Origin of the sequence: Lentilactobacillus sp. TOM.63, from assembly GCF_030361045.1 — a bacterium.
Classification (GTDB): Bacteria; Bacillota; Bacilli; order Lactobacillales; family Lactobacillaceae; genus Lentilactobacillus; species Lentilactobacillus dabitei.
Genome location: NZ_JAUCAP010000009.1, coordinates 19,044 through 34,300, shown reverse-complemented (window position 1 = coordinate 34,300; position 15,257 = coordinate 19,044). Strand labels below are relative to the sequence as shown.

Genomic DNA, 15,257 nt, shown 5'->3' with positions numbered 1-15,257 from the left:
TCATTAAGGATTACAAGCTCAAAGTGCACCACGATGGTTAAACCTAACTATCGTGGTGCACTTTTGCCTTTAACCATTTACCAACCCCCAGCTATACCCCTGCTCACCAGGTTAATAATAAAAAGATACATATAAAAGCCAACGTACAAATCACATTAATGATTGTAATGGTAATCAAGCCGTTTGGATTATATGGATTGATTCTTTTTCCACTGGGTACCCTGACCCAAAAATCAGTGTGCTCTTTGTACTCGCCTCTATGTTGACGAACATTGTAAATTGTCAATCCATACAAATACCAGAAAAGGATTGCCAGAAAGAGCAGCTGAATACCCACGCCATCATTAACGGGAATAATCCTTGTTTGAATGAGCATGATAGAACCAATTACGACAACAATCACCAAAAATATCAAGGCATATAAGACTCGTAAGGGTTTAATTGCTTGTTTCATTCAGCAGACTTCCTTTCGCCAGACATTCAGATTTGAATTAATTATAGTCTTATTTCAAATTTCCACATCATTTATTTGGAACTAATCTCCTGTTATTTGATGGTCCTTTGCATCTTATTGAAACCAGCAAACGGCTACCCAGATCAGCAACCTCATGATTAATTGAATCAAAATCATGGGAATTACCTCTCAGTAGCCGTTTTTTAGTGATAAATGTATTGATTAAGATTGAAGATCCCGAAAGCCAATATCCTTCCGATAATAAAAGTTCGATAGATTAATCCGACTTAACTCTGCATAAACTTTTGCTTGGGCACACTCCAAGGTTGCCGCATGGTTATAAATTGTGAAAATCCGGCCACCAGAACTGTAGAGCTTGTGGTTTCTTTCGGTGACCCCTGCGTAGAAGACGTTATTGGGTAAGTTAGGTAATTCAATATCTTGTTGCGGCGAGGCTGGATAACCAGGAGCGGCGATCACAACCCCCAGGTAAAATTCACCGGTCTGCCATTTCACTTCTGGCAGCTTATGATCAATCAAATCAATTGTCATTTGGTAGAAATCAGATTGCAATTGAGGCAGCAGCACTTGAGTTTCCGGATCTCCCAATCGCAGGTTATATTCAATCACTTTGGGGCCCTCCTCGGTGAGCATGCAGCCAATGTAGATCACCCCAGCAAATTCTAAATTTTCCTTGGCAAGGCCAGCCATCGTTGGTTCAACAATCTTTTGAATGGTTTCTTTTTGAACTTCTGCAGTAATATGAGGAACCGGCGAGTAAGCGCCCATCCCACCAGTATTAGGACCAGTTTCGCCTTCGTGAATTTTCTTATGGTCTTGTGATATTGGGAAGAGAACTTTTTGATCACCACCCACAAACAACATCAGTGAAAATTCTTCCCCAGAAAGGAATTGCTCAATCAAAATTTCGTCAGACTTTTGAAAACTAGCGTCAATTGCGCCACGAAGATCGTCAATATCTCTCACAATTGAAACCCCTTTGCCGGCTGCCAAACCATTTTCTTTGACAACCATTGGTAGTGAAAGGGTGCGGGCATAATTTTCGGCCGTGTCAGCATCCGTAAATGTCTTAAACTGAGCCGTTGGAATTCCGTTCCTCATCATGAACTTTTTGGCAAATGTTTTATCACTTTCAAGCCGAGCTGAACTTTGGCTTGGCCCAAAGGCTTTTAATCCAGCTGCTTGAAATTTATCAACAATTCCCATCGCCAACGGGACTTCCGGGCCAACAAAGGTTAAATCAATTTCCTTACGCTGAGCAAAAGTAGTCAACTTGGCAAAATCCAGTTCATCAATATCGACAAGCTGAATGGCATCTTTTTTCATGCCTGGGTTGCCTGGAGCACAATAAACATTTTCAACCTGGTTGCTTTTTAACATCGTTGCTGCAATTACGTGCTCGCGGGCACCAGAACCAATAACCAAAACGTTTGCCATGAGAAGGTCTCCTTGTTTACTATTTTAAATATGTATGAAAGGCTGACAACCAGCCTTTTTTGTTTGCCGAAATTAGCTTGTGAGTTGAGCTTGAGGATGTGGCTTGGCTACATAGATTAGGACTGCTCCGCCAAGCAAAAACTTCCACATAAGCACCTCAACCACAAATTCCAAACCCAGGAATTTCCTAGGTTACATAGATTAGGACTGCTCCACCAAGCAGGAATCTGCACATAAGCACCTTCTTCAAAAATTCCCAAGACCAGGAATTCTTGAAGAAGGAGACTTATGCTCCGATCACTAACCGCTTGGCTCCGCACACTTTTTTAATGCCTAAAATGCCTTACTCCCGTCATCACCATCGCAATGCCGAACTTATCAGCCATTGCAATCGAGTCCTTATCCTTGATGCTGCCACCTGGTTGGATAATTGCTTTGATATCATGTTTAGCCGCATATTCCACACAGTCATCCATTGGGAAGAAGGCATCCGAGGCCATGATGGCATTTTCGTAACCGTCCTTTGGCATTGCCTTTTGGATCGCAATCTTGGCCGAATCAATCCGGTTTGGTTGGCCCATGCCGACACCCAGCGTCTTGGTATCAGTGGTTACAACCACGGCGTTACTCTTAACGTGTTTAACCACGTGTTGGCCGAATTGCAGCGCCTTTAATTGTTGTTCCGTTGGTTGAACTTTGGTAACGACCTTGAAATCAGGAATCTGATCAATTTCGTGATCACTTTCTTGAACCAACATCCCGCCACTCACAGTAACCTCTTCAAAACGATCTGGCTGCTCTCGGTGACTGAGGTCTGCCTTGAGCAAGCGGATATTTTTCTTCTTAGCCAAAATTTCAAACGCTTCATCTGAATACGATGGCGCGATGACAATTTCCAAGAAAATTTTGTGCATTTTTTCGGCAGTTGCGGCATCGATTTCACGGTTAACGGCAATAATCCCGCCAAAAATCGACATTGGATCAGACTCATAGGCTTCATCCCAAGCCTTTTCAATCGTATCCGCCACACCGACACCACATGGGTTCATGTGCTTCATTGCAATGACAGCCGGCTGATCAAATTCAGCCACCATGTTCAACGCGGCATTAGCATCCTTGATGTTATTGTAGGAAAGTTCCTTACCATGAAGTTGATTAGGAATAATCGATAATTTAGAAGGAATTGGCTTGCGATAAAAGGCAGCTTTTTGGTGACTGTTTTCGCCATATCGCAAGGATTGTTGCTTTTCGTAAGTTAACGTCAATCTTTCTGGGAATTCTTCCTCAGTCATGTAATTTGAAATCAACGCATCATAGGCGGCAGTGTGTCTAAACACCTTGGCTGCCAGGTGCTTTCTGAAATCAGCATCGTCTTTGTGAGCTTTTAACGCGTCCACAACGGGTTGATAATCAGCTGGGTCAACGACGGTCAAAACTCCGGCAAAATTCTTAGCAGCTGCCCGTAACATCGAGGGGCCACCAATGTCAATTTGCTCAATTGCTTGTGCTTCAGTTGTTTCTGGTTTCTCAATTGTCTGCTTGAATGGGTAAAGGTTAACCGCAACCAAATCGATTGGCGTAATGCCCGCATCCTGCAACTGCTTCATGTGATCAGGATTATCCCGCTTAGCCAAAATACCAGCGTGAATCTTGGGGTGCAAGGTCTTAACCCGGCCATCCAACATCTCTGGAAAGCCGGTGACTTCTTCAACACCAGTTACGGCAACGCCACCATCTTCAAGCGCTTTTTTGGTACCGCCAGTGGAGACAATTTCAAAATCTAGTTCCTTTAATTGTTTAGCAAAATCAACCAAATTACTTTTATCAGAAACACTTAGCAGCGCTCTTCTTGACATTAAATTTCTCCTCTTTCTAATAATTGTTTGATGACTTCTGGATAAAGTTTGTGCTCAGTTGCGTGAATCCGCGTTTCAAGATCACTTAACCGATCGTCCTGATGCACCGGAACTTTTCGCTGAGCAATAATTTTGCCGGAATCGATTCCAGAATCAACCCAGTGAATGGTGACCCCAGTGGTATCAACGCCAGCTTCAAACGCATCTTCAATCCCGTGGCGCCCAGGAAATTTAGGTAATAGTGCTGGATGAATATTCACAATTTCACCCTCATATTTGGCAAGTAGCGTTGGGCCAATGATTCGCATATATCCAGCCAAAATGATGAAGTCAATTTGCTCATCAGCCAATTTCTGGGCGATCACCTTTTCAGCTGCAGCCTTATCAGGATAATCCTTGAAATGGATAACAAATGTCGGCACAGATTCTTTGGTTGCCCGGTCAAGCACATGAACTTTTGAATGATCACACACTAACAGCTTGACGTTAAGCGGCAGCTTTTCTCTTTTGAAATACTCGGTCAAGGCTGTGAAATTTGTCCCTTCACCTGAAGCAAATATTGCGATGTTTTTGACGTCTGATTTCATCATTAATCCTTTCGAATAAGTACTTCTTGGAAACCGGAAACAAGTCGGCCAACCTGGTACACCTGTTCTCCAGCTTCGCTTAACGCTGCTCTTACTTGGTCAACGCTTTCTGGGTGAACAGCCAAGACCATCCCCAAGCCAAGATTGAAAGTATGTTTCATATCATCGAATGATAATTGACCAATCTCTTGAAGATCATTCATGATTGGTGGAACCGGCCAGCTGCCATAATTAAACTCAGCAGCTAAATTATCCGGCAAAATCCGGGCAACATTTTCGGGCAGGCCACCACCAGTGATATGGGCAATTGACCCAATTAACCCTTGTTCAACGAGTGGCAAAACCGATTTGACATAAATTCGAGTTGGTCGAAGTAACTCATGCTTAAGATCTTGATCAAGGCCCGGCAACTGATCGGCCAACTTGTAATCATGCTGCTTAAACAGAATATCACGGACTAAACTAAAGCCATTTGAATGCAGCCCGTTTGACCCTAAGCCCAGCAAAACATCGCCTTGGCGAAGAGCTGCTTTATTCAACAATTTATCTTTATCGGCAATTCCCACGGCAAATCCAGCTAAATCATAATGCCCGTTCGTATACATATCCGGCATTTCGGCGGTTTCGCCACCAATCAGCTTGGCGCCTGCTTGCTTCACACCCTCGACAACCCCAGTGACAATTTTCTTGGCATTGTCCGGATCTAGATGACCAATCCCTAAATAATCCAAAAAGAAGAGTGGCTTGGCTCCCTGGGCAAGAATATCATTGACACACATTGCCACAAGGTCAATCCCGACGGTTTCATTCAAGCCAGCTTGGATGGCAATCAACAGCTTCGTACCAACCCCATCAGTTCCAGACACCAACACGGGATTTTTATACTTCCCGAGTTCCAAGGGAAACAGCCCGCCAAATGCACCCAACTCGCTATTTTTGGATAAATTTTTAATTTCATCGACTAGTTTGTAACCAGCGTTAATATCGACGCCGGCTTTTTTATAGGCATCCATCAAAATTACCTCATCTCATTTGTTGTAGCTGGGCTTGATCACGATCATATTCTTCTTCGTAATCGTATAACGGTGTTGGATATTTACCGTCGAAGTAGGCAACACAGAGGCCCTTGTTAGGGGCGTCAGTCTGAAGATTAACCGAATCAACCACCCCTTCAACACTTAAAAAGCCTAACGTGTCACAACCGAATAATTTGCGCATTTCTTCAATGCTTTTATTAGCGGCGATCAGCTCACGAACATGTTGGATATCGATCCCATAAAAGCATGGGTAGCGCAGTGGCGGCGAAGCAATTCGGAGATGAACTTCAAGCGCTCCTGCGTCTTTGAGCAATTTAACGATTCGCCGACTGGTAGTTCCCCGAACAATTGAGTCATCAACTAAGACGACTTTCTTCCCCCGAACAACCCCTTTAACGGCCGAGAGCTTCATGTTAACCCCTTGCTCACGTAATTCCTGAGTAGGTTCGATAAAGGTTCGGGCAGAATACTGATTCTTCACCAAGCCCATTTCATAAGGCAGACCAGATTCTTGGGCATATCCCATTGCGGCAGACAGCGAAGAATTCGGCACACCAATCACCATGTCAGCGCCAGGAACCGGTTGTTCACGGGCTAACCGCTCGCCCATTCGTTTTCGGGCAGAGTGGACGTTTACACCGTAGATGTCTGAGTCAGGCCGAGCAAAATAGATGAACTCCATCGAGCAAATTGATAGCTGGGTATCGTTAGTATATTGATCCACTGTAATCCCAGAGTCATCAATTTTAATGAGTTGGCCGGGCTGGACATCAAACTTAAAGGTTGCGCCAACGGCATCCAATGCACAAGTTTCGCTGCAGACCACGTAAGCACCATTTGGCAGTTGACCAACCACTAACGGTCGAAAACCGTTGGGATCCAGCGCCGCATACAGACGATCCTTTGTGATAACCAAGTAAGCAAATCCACCCTTGATGATGTTCAGGGCTTCTTTCATTTGGTCATCGAGGTTATCTGCCTGACTCAGCCGAATTAAGTGCATTAAATTTTCACTGTCAGAACTGGAATGATAAATTGCGCCGCGATCTTCCAAATTTTTTCGAATTGAAATTGCATTGGTCAAGTTCCCATTGTGGGCCAGGGCAAACTGGGTATCACTAAAATTGAACGGGAGTGGCTGAATATTTTCAAGGAGATTACTACCGGCAGTCGAATAACGAACATGGCCAATGGCAGCCTTCCCAGTCATATCCTCAACGGCGTTAGGAGAGTCAAAAACTTCCGTCAATAAACCAAATCCCCGCTTGGTCTGAAGATGACCGTCATTATTAACTGTAATGCCAGCCCCCTCTTGACCACGATGTTGAAGGGCGAACAAGCCGATATAGGTGAGTCTGGCAGCGTCAGGAGTTCCCCAAACGCCAAAGATCCCACATTCTTCATTGAGACTTTTTACTTCAGACGGCATTGTAGTGCCCCTTTCCAAATATTGAACGCGGCGTCAACATCGATATCAAAGTAACCATCCGTTGCTTGAACAAACAAATGATTATCAGCAGTTACCTTTCCGAGTAACTCTGCTTGGCTGCCCGCAATTTGTTCAAATTGTGCTTGGCTCTCTCGTGGCATTGAAACCAAGAACCGTGATTGAGTTTCAGAGAAAAATTGGTTAACGCTCAGTAAACCTGAAAGGCTAACCCCAAGTTGATTGCCAAATGTACTTTCAGCAATCGCTGTGATCAAGCCACCTTCTGAAATATCATGAGCACTATTCAATAAGTTTGCTTGAATTGCTTTTGTGATTAACTGCTGAATTTTTAATTCATAATCTAAATCAAAGTCAAATAGCTGACCAGAAATATTGCCAGTCTGCATCTTTTGAATTTGCGAGCCATTAAAGCCGTCACCCGTTTTACCAACAACGTAAACCAAATCCCCAGCCTGTTTGAAATCTTGAGTGGTCACATGGTCAAGGCCTTTGATCAAACCAACCATGCCGACCATCGGTGTTGGATAAATTGGCACATTGTCATATTCATTATTTAATGAAACATTTCCGGAAATGACTGGTGCTTCAAATTTTTCGCAGGCTTCACTCATTCCCATTACGGCTTGATCCAACTCATAAAATTGATCTGGCTTTTCGGGATTACCAAAGTTAAGGCAATCAGTAATTCCTAGTGGAACAGCTCCTGAAGCAACGATGTTTCGGGCAGCTTCAGCGACTGCCATCTGACCACCCACCCGCGGATTCAAATAGAGGTAGCGTCCGTTGACATCGGTGGTGATTGCCAAGGCTTTGTCATGATGCCGAACTCGAACCACGGCTGCATCTGAACCGGGAGCAACCACTGTATTGGTCTGAACCTGCGTATCGTAAGTTTCGTAAATGTCTTCTTTGGAAGCAATGGTTAATTGATCCAGCATTTGTTTTAAGGTTTCAGTTGGATTGGCAATTTGAGGTTGATACTGTTTCGGTTCAGCGTCCCTCAAATGTTCAGGGACTGCTGACTTCCGATGATAAACGGGGGCTTGAGAAGCCAACGAATCAACTGGGACGTCTGCGACCACTTCACCATGTTGGCGCAATTGATATTGGTGGCCTTCAGTAACGTGACCAATAACGACGGCGTCAACCCCATGATCGGCAAACACTTTCAGCACTTCGTCTTCTTGGCCAGCCTTCACACATAACAACATCCGTTCCTGTGATTCGGAAAGCATCAACTCAAAAGCAGACATGCCAACTTCTCGTTGGGGTACTAAATCAAGATCAAGAACCATGCCGTTACCACCAGCCTTGGAACCCATTTCTGCGGATGATGAAACGAGACCGGCAGCGCCCATATCTTGAATGCCAACTAGCGCATCCGAATGATTATTAATCACGTCAAGGCAAGCTTCCATGACTAATTTTTCAGTAAATGGATCCCCAACTTGAACGGCAGATCGTTGGCTTTCGTGTTCTGAATCGAATTGGAATGAGGCAAATGACGCCCCATTAATGCCATCCCGACCGGTTTTGGCGCCAACGTAGATAATACTGTTCCCAACTCCGGCTGCGGCCCCAACTTCGATTTTATCGAGATCCATCAGACCCACACACATTACGTTTACTAAGGGATTGTGTTCATAGGCGTCATCAAAGGCAGTGTCACCACCAACCGTTGGTACGCCAATACAATTACCATAAGCACTAATGCCGGCAACGATCTGCTGGATAAAATACTTATCACTGTCAGTCTTAGGAGCGCTGAATCTTAAGCTGTCCAGATTGGCAATTGGTCGAGCACCCATCGAAAAGATATCCCGTAAAATACCCCCAACTCCAGTCGTTGCGCCTTGGAATGGCTCAACTGCTGAAGGGTGATTATGACTTTCGGCTTTAAAAACAACGCCTTGATTGTCACCAATATCAATGATGCCGGCACCCTCACCAGGACCCTTCACAACGTGTTTACCTTTGGTGAAGAACTTTTTTAGGACTGGTTTGGAATTCTTATAAGAGCAATGTTCGCTCCACATACCAGAGAAAAGCCCAACTTCGGTGTAATTAGGCAATCGATGCAAAACATCGTCCTTGATCAAGTCATATTCGTGATCGGTCAAACCCATTGATAAGTACAACTTGTGATCCCTAATTTGTTCCGGTGTTGCTTCAGTTTGAGTTTGTTCCGCGACTTTATTCATAGATAACCCCTCGACTCTTAATATGCTTGACGATCGACTGAAAGACCCCCTTGCCGTCACTTGAACCTAAGATATCTTCGACGGCCCGTTCTGGATGGGGCATCATCCCTAATACATTGCCTTGTTTGTTAACAATGCCAGCAATATTATCAACACTACCATTTGGATTGTTGGTATATTTGAAAACAATCTGGTCATTGGCAACTAAATCCTTCAATGTTTCTTGATCTGCATAATAATTCCCATCACCATGAGCAATTGGCAACGTAATCAATTGGCCCTTTTGATATTCAGAACTGAAAATGCTGTGATCATTATTGACGACCAAGGTTTCATCTTTGCAAATGAACTTGGCAGATACATTTTTCTGCAAGCTGCCAGGTAGCAGGCCTGCCTCAGTCAAAATTTGAAATCCGTTGCAAATTCCCAATACTGGTTTGCCACTCTTGGCGAATTCTTGGAGAGCGGGAATGATTGGTGAGAAGCGGGCAATTGCCCCACTTCGTAAATAGTCACCATAAGAGAAGCCTCCGGGAATCAGAACAGCATCAAACCCAGCTAACGAATCATTCTTATACGAAACAAGTTCAACATCTTCTTTGATGATATCTTTAATTGCGTTATAGAGATCCATCTCACAATTTGATCCGGGAAATGCAAGGACAGCAAATTTCATTGGGCAGCCTCCGTTTCTTCAATTTCATAGTGATAATTTTCCATATTGTAGTTAGCCAGCAGCTTATCACAAATCTCATTAATTTCGGCATCTAGGTCAGCTTTTGATTTGCCATCCGCAACCGTTAATTCAAAATACTTGCCGAGTTTGACAGCTTCAACGTTCTCATAACCTAATCGTTGGAGGGCTTTGTGAACAGCCTCTGCTTCAGGGTTCAAAATTGATTTTTTATAATTAACATAAACTTTTACAAGCGCCATTAGTTAACACCTTCCACTTTTTCGAGGCGACCAAGGATTTCTTTATAAACTGGGACTAGTGCGCCCAAGCCCTTTCGGAAGACATCCTTATCAAGCGACTTCTTCGTATCACGATCAACCAAACGACAACTATCAGGGGAAATCTCGTCGGCGAGAATTAAGTGACCATCGGCGTCAATACCAATTTCGACTTTGAAATCAACCAAGTCAATGTTCATCTTGCCAAAGATTTCTTTCAGCCGATCATTGACTTTCAAGGCAATTGCCCGAATTTGGTTCATTTGATCTTCGGTGGCAATCTTCAAAGCCGCGACTTCAAAATCATTAATGAATGGGTCGTCGAGTTCATCGCTCTTGTAATAGAATTCGGTAACCGGTTTGTCGAATTTCATCAAATGCTTAACCGCAAATCGCTTCTCAAAACTACCTGAAGCAAAGTTGCGGACAACGGTTTCCAACGGAATAATCTGAACGCGTTTGACTAATTGATTGTTGGAATCAAGCTGCTTGATGAAATGATTTTCAATGCCATGTTTAGCCAGGTCAGTGAAGATTAAGGAAGAAATCTCACAATTAGTTTGACCCTTACCGGCCATTTGGACTTTTTTCTTGCCATTAAACGCCGTTACTTGATCCATGTAATGAACCCACATGATGTCAGGATCGTTGGTGGTAAACATTTCTTTGGCTTTTCCTTTGTACAAGAGGTCTTTTTTCTCAATATTGTTAATATCAGTCATTTTAATTTTCTCCCTTTAACATGTCGGTGGATTCAAGCAAGTCATCAATATTGTCACCAAGCACGGTAACGTGGCCCATTTTCCGTTGTGGCCGAATTTCTGCTTTACCGTAGTCGTGGAAATGCCATTCTGGATGATCTTTGAGTAAGTTGCGGGCAAGCGTTAGGTCAGTTCCCAGCAAGTTGCGCATGACCGCTGGCTTGGTTTGAGTAACGGCCGGAATTGGCAAGCCGCAGATACTTCTAATATGTGCCTCAAATTGAGAGATGTTGCAGGCTTCGATCGTATAATGACCGGAGTTATGTGGACGTGGTGCTAATTCATTGACCATGATATCTTGATCATCAATCACAAATAGTTCAATTCCCAAAACCCCATACAAATCCAGCTTATTGGCGATAATTTCTGCATATTGATGTGCTTTGTCATGAACCGTCTGCGAAAATTGTCCTGGGGCAATGGTTGTGTGTAAGATGTGATTCTTATGGCGATTTTCAACCAATGGGAAGGTGATCACTTTCCCATTGAGGTCGCGAGTAACCATGACGGAGGCTTCAGCAATAAACTTTTGGCGGGCTTCCAGAATGCACTGCGTCTTATCGTATAATTCAGCAGCGCCATCGATATCAGCCGCGCTATTAAGGTCCATTTGCCCGTGGCCATCGTACCCGCCAGAGGTTGTTTTCAATATTGCGGGATAGCCAACTTCATCAATTGCCTTCTCAAGTGAGCGTTTATCGTTCACCGCTGCAAACTTCGTCACCGGCAGGCCACAATCACGGATGAAGTTCTTTTCATTGAGTCGTTCGCCAGTGATATGCAGTAAATTGACCCCTTGAGGAAGTTCAGCCACCTTTTTGGCTTTAAGTAAGGAAGCTTCATCAACGTTCTCAAATTCATAGGTCAATACATCCGACTTTTCGGCTAACTTCATGAGTGAATCGACGTCGGCATATTCAGCAACGATTTGAAAATCCGCCACCTGACCCGCTGGTGATTGTGGCGTTGGATCCAGAATGCCAACGTGATAGCCCATCGATTTGGCAATGAGCGCCATCATCTGTCCTAATTGACCACCGCCAACAATTCCGATTGTGGCTGGCGGCAGGATTGTTTTAATCGAACTGCTGCTCACTATTTTTGGCCTCCACTTTCTGCTCATGTTTCAAATCGAGCAACTTCTTTTCAATTGTTTTGTCAGTCGTTGCTAAAATCTGAGCTGCGAGTAACGCCGAATTTTTAGCGCCAGATTCACCAATGCTAACAGTCGCCACTGGTGCGCCAAATGGCATTTGGACAATTGAAAGCAAGGAGTCAATACCATTTAATGTTCGTGTTTTGATGGGTACCCCGATAACGGGTAATGTCGTGTTTGCCGCAATCATGCCTGGTAGATGGGCCGCCCCACCAGCACCGGCAATAATGACTTTCAAACCATTATTTCTGGCAGATTTACCAAACGCTTGTAGTTCGTCTGGCATCCGATGAGCCGAGATAACGTGCTTTTCATACGGAATCCCCAGCTTTTCAAGTTGTTCACATGCCAGCTTCATTGTTGGCCAATCAGATATCGATCCCATTGCCACTCCGACGACGTTTGCCATTTCAACACTCACCTTTTCGAATTTATTTGGTGTCTAAATCATACTGGCATCGATTTTAATTGTCAACCGCATTGTTCGTGTTTTAAACCATTTTTGTCCCTTTTTTACAAAAAATAGTTCATATTTTATGCTTTAACGTTTTAATTTCGATTGACTTTACTTCTTCAATCGAATCCAGCCAAGAAACAATTATTCAGCTCAAAAAATGTTAAACTTAAAGTAACGTTAACAACAATTAGGAGGCAACAATCATGAAATTCCGGACACTTGGAAAGACTGGCTATTCAATCAGTGAAGTTTCGCTTGGAACTTGGCAGCTCGGTGGTAAGTGGGGCACCCCATTTGACCCCAAAGATGCTGAAGAGACTCTTGCTGAAGCCTATGATCACGGGGTTAATTTCTTCGATACTGCTGATGGCTACCAGGATGGCAATAGCGAAAAGACGGTGGGCAAATTTGTTCAAACCCACCCAGATGTCCATTTCACAACTAAAATTGGTCGCAAAGAAATGCCATTAACCGTTGACCATTTCAATCCTGAACACCTCACCCGCTACGTTGAGGAATCCTTAACGAACATGGGAGTCGATGCATTGGATATGGTGTTACTCCATTGTCCGCCAATGCAGACCTATTACATGCCGGAAACTTTCTTCACAATGGATAAGCTCAAGAAAGCGGGTAAAATCAAAAATTACGGGGTGAGCGTCGAACGGGTTGAAGAAGGGATCAAAGCGATGTCGTACGACATTTCCGCTGTTGAGATCATCTTCAATATGTTCAGATTACGGCCAGCCGATTTATTCTTCGATCTCGCCAAGCAGCATAACATTGGCATTTTGGCCCGGGTCCCCTTGGCAAGTGGCCTATTGACCGGCAAATTCACGGCAGATACCAAATTTGCTCCGGAAGATCACCGCACAACCAATCGAAACGGTGAACAATTCGATAAGGGTGAAACCTTCTCCGGTGTCGATTACCTGACTGGTGTGAAAGCCGCCAACGAGTTAAAGGAACGCTTAGGCACCGACAACCTGGCTGCAACCGCCCTTCGCTTCATTCTAATGTACGATGCCGTTTCTGCTGTCATCCCCGGTGCCAGCAACCCGACCCAAATTGATCGTAACACGACTGCAGCTGACCTTCCTGCGCTTAGCGATGAACAAATGCAGATCGTCCGCGATGTTTACAATCAATATATTAAGAACCCCGTTGAGTATCTCTGGTAATCAAGAGCCCGAAGATCTCATTATTTAAAGTCAAAAAAAGTGGGCCAAAAACCGACAATCAGAAGCTGAAACTTCCATTGTTGATTCTTGGTCCACTTTTTTAATTTTAAAGTTATTTTACTTTGATCTCAGTAGCACTGACGAAATGGATTAAATTAAGCAGCCATTCAGCCACCAATAAACTGATTGCTAACTGTTCTTCATGACAATTGTCCGAGCGCATCGGCTGCAATTGATGGAAACAACGTGATCAGACGAGCAAGTTGATCAGCGCTGAATTTGAACTCAATTGCCGGCAGCAAAGTGTTAATTGCATTTTCTGCTTGATCGCTGATTTCGGTTGCTCCGACTAATTGATGCTGCTGATTATAAATTAAGGTGTTATCACCGATTTTTTCCTTAGTGACTTTCCGGTACCAATCATCTGGCAAATGATTGGTTTGAATATCGAAATTATCACTGTTCTTGGCGGCTTCCGGGGTTACCCCGACTTTGGCAATTCTTGGTGAGGTGAAGACAACTGAAGGAATCGCCGGATAGTTAATCGGTGCATCGCTATCCCCAGCGAACTGATGCATCAGGTAGGTTGACTCAAAAATGGCGGTGGGCGTTAACTTAGGTTGATCTTTATCGATCACATCCCCAGACGCATAAATATTATCAACACTGGTTTGCAGATGATCGTTCACGGAAATACCATTCCGATTATACTTAATCCCGAGCTTGTTTAAGCCAAGACCATCGACATTAGGGTTGCGGCCGGTTGCATCAAGCACCCAGCTGGCAGTAACTTGTTGATCATCATTGTAATGAACAACGAAATTATCGGCGGCTTTTTCAACTTCGGTCACCTTAGCATCATAAATAAACTGGACCCCACGAGACTTCAGGTCAGCCACCACTTGATCAACATAAGGCTGATAGAACTTTCGCAGCACCCGGTCGCCATGAGTCATGACTGTGACTTGAGCGCCAGCAGCGTTAGCAATTGTGGCAAATTCCAAACTAATATAGCCGGCACCGATAATCACAATTTGCCGGGGCAGCCGCTTTAAGTTCATGAACTCTTCGCTGTCATGCACCAGATCGTTTCCTGGCACTTCCAAACGGTGGGGATGCTGACCGGTTGAAATCACAATCTTATCGGCAGTTTTCGGTGCCCCGTCAACCATCACCGTATGATTATCAGCTAAGACGCCATAGCCCTTAATGATATCAATATTGACCGACTTCATTAATCCAGCAATCATGGTCGGCAATTCATCAATCACCTCATGCATGTGCTGTTCATTTTGTTCCCAATTAATCGAAATGCCACCAGAAACAATGCCGTCCAGTCGCTCAGTTAACCGAGCTAATTGAACAGGGGCATCCAACGTGATTTTGGCGTTACAACCCCGATTTGGACAAGTTCCCCCAATTAAATCGGTCTCAATTACCCCGACCTTTTTACCTGTACTTGCGAGTGGAATAGCGCCATCAAAGGTTCCGTGACCGCTGCCAATATACAAAACATCATAATCATATTGATTTGCCATAAATGTCCCTCCATTTATAAGTGAGCGGATCCAAGCGGTTAGTAACCGAAGCGTAAGTCTCCCCAATCAGAAATTCTGGTTTTTAGAATTTTTGATTGAGGTGCTTACGTGCAGGTTACTGCTTGGAGGAGCTGTCCTAAATCTCTGGTCGATTACGTTTCATAAGT

The 15,257-nt window shown here is 44.1% G+C and carries 14 protein-coding genes; 1 reads left to right on the top strand and 13 read right to left on the bottom strand.

The genetic code is table 11. The features are described from left to right. Positions 1–103: 103 nt before the first annotated feature. The 12 genes from QUF07_RS03050 to purE form a co-directional block, all read right to left on the bottom strand. Entirely contained in the window at positions 104–454 is a 351-nt protein-coding gene (locus QUF07_RS03050) for a hypothetical protein (protein WP_217342137.1), read from the bottom strand. A 222-nt stretch (positions 455–676) separates the two neighbouring features. Next, positions 677–1,912, bottom strand: a complete 1,236-nt coding sequence (gene purD / locus QUF07_RS03045) for a phosphoribosylamine--glycine ligase (RefSeq protein ID WP_217162077.1) — start codon at positions 1,910–1,912, stop codon at positions 677–679. 326 nt (positions 1,913–2,238) lie between these two features. Beyond that, complete coding sequence (gene purH / locus QUF07_RS03040) at positions 2,239–3,768, bottom strand: bifunctional phosphoribosylaminoimidazolecarboxamide formyltransferase/IMP cyclohydrolase (RefSeq protein ID WP_289426758.1); 1,530 nt, start codon at positions 3,766–3,768, stop codon at positions 2,239–2,241. Further along, complete coding sequence (purN, locus tag QUF07_RS03035) at positions 3,768–4,355, bottom strand: phosphoribosylglycinamide formyltransferase (RefSeq protein WP_217162081.1); 588 nt, start codon at positions 4,353–4,355, stop codon at positions 3,768–3,770. The genes purH and purN overlap by 1 nt, the downstream gene beginning before the upstream one ends. 2 nt (positions 4,356–4,357) lie before the next feature. Beyond that, positions 4,358–5,368: a phosphoribosylformylglycinamidine cyclo-ligase gene (gene purM, locus QUF07_RS03030; RefSeq protein WP_217162083.1), complete on the bottom strand. Its 1,011-nt coding sequence runs from the start codon at positions 5,366–5,368 to the stop codon at positions 4,358–4,360. 10 nt (positions 5,369–5,378) lie between these two features. Then, a complete protein-coding gene (gene purF, locus QUF07_RS03025) occupies positions 5,379–6,821 on the bottom strand; it encodes an amidophosphoribosyltransferase (RefSeq protein ID WP_289426757.1) in 1,443 nt (480 codons plus the stop codon). Beyond that, the gene (gene purL / locus QUF07_RS03020) at positions 6,806–9,043 is read right to left on the bottom strand and encodes a phosphoribosylformylglycinamidine synthase subunit PurL (RefSeq protein ID WP_289426756.1); all 2,238 of its coding nucleotides are present in this window, start codon (positions 9,041–9,043) and stop codon (positions 6,806–6,808) included. The genes purF and purL overlap by 16 nt, the downstream gene beginning before the upstream one ends. Further along, positions 9,036–9,719 (bottom strand): phosphoribosylformylglycinamidine synthase subunit PurQ, encoded by a 684-nt coding sequence (gene purQ / locus QUF07_RS03015; protein WP_289426755.1) that lies wholly within the window; start codon positions 9,717–9,719, stop codon positions 9,036–9,038. Before purQ ends, purL begins: the two co-directional genes overlap by 8 nt. After that, entirely contained in the window at positions 9,716–9,979 is a 264-nt protein-coding gene (gene purS, locus QUF07_RS03010; protein ID WP_217162096.1) for a phosphoribosylformylglycinamidine synthase subunit PurS, read from the bottom strand. Before purS ends, purQ begins: the two co-directional genes overlap by 4 nt. After that, a complete protein-coding gene (gene purC, locus QUF07_RS03005; RefSeq protein ID WP_217162097.1) occupies positions 9,979–10,719 on the bottom strand; it encodes a phosphoribosylaminoimidazolesuccinocarboxamide synthase in 741 nt (246 codons plus the stop codon). The genes purS and purC overlap by 1 nt, the downstream gene beginning before the upstream one ends. A gap of 1 nt (position 10,720) precedes the next feature. After that, positions 10,721–11,854 (bottom strand): 5-(carboxyamino)imidazole ribonucleotide synthase, encoded by a 1,134-nt coding sequence (purK, locus tag QUF07_RS03000; RefSeq protein WP_217162100.1) that lies wholly within the window; start codon positions 11,852–11,854, stop codon positions 10,721–10,723. Continuing rightward, complete coding sequence (gene purE / locus QUF07_RS02995) at positions 11,835–12,323, bottom strand: 5-(carboxyamino)imidazole ribonucleotide mutase (protein WP_289426754.1); 489 nt, start codon at positions 12,321–12,323, stop codon at positions 11,835–11,837. Before purE ends, purK begins: the two co-directional genes overlap by 20 nt. Before the next feature lie 251 nt (positions 12,324–12,574). Here purE and QUF07_RS02990 point away from each other — a divergent pair, with 251 nt between their 5' ends. Further along, positions 12,575–13,552 carry an aldo/keto reductase gene (locus QUF07_RS02990; RefSeq protein WP_217162103.1) on the top strand — a complete coding sequence of 326 codons (978 nt, stop codon included), beginning with the start codon at positions 12,575–12,577 and terminating at the stop codon, positions 13,550–13,552. 200 nt (positions 13,553–13,752) lie between these two features. On the opposite strand, the gene QUF07_RS02985 is transcribed toward QUF07_RS02990, so the two are convergent. After that, positions 13,753–15,090: a dihydrolipoyl dehydrogenase family protein gene (locus QUF07_RS02985; protein WP_289426753.1), complete on the bottom strand. Its 1,338-nt coding sequence runs from the start codon at positions 15,088–15,090 to the stop codon at positions 13,753–13,755. Positions 15,091–15,257 lie beyond the last annotated feature (167 nt).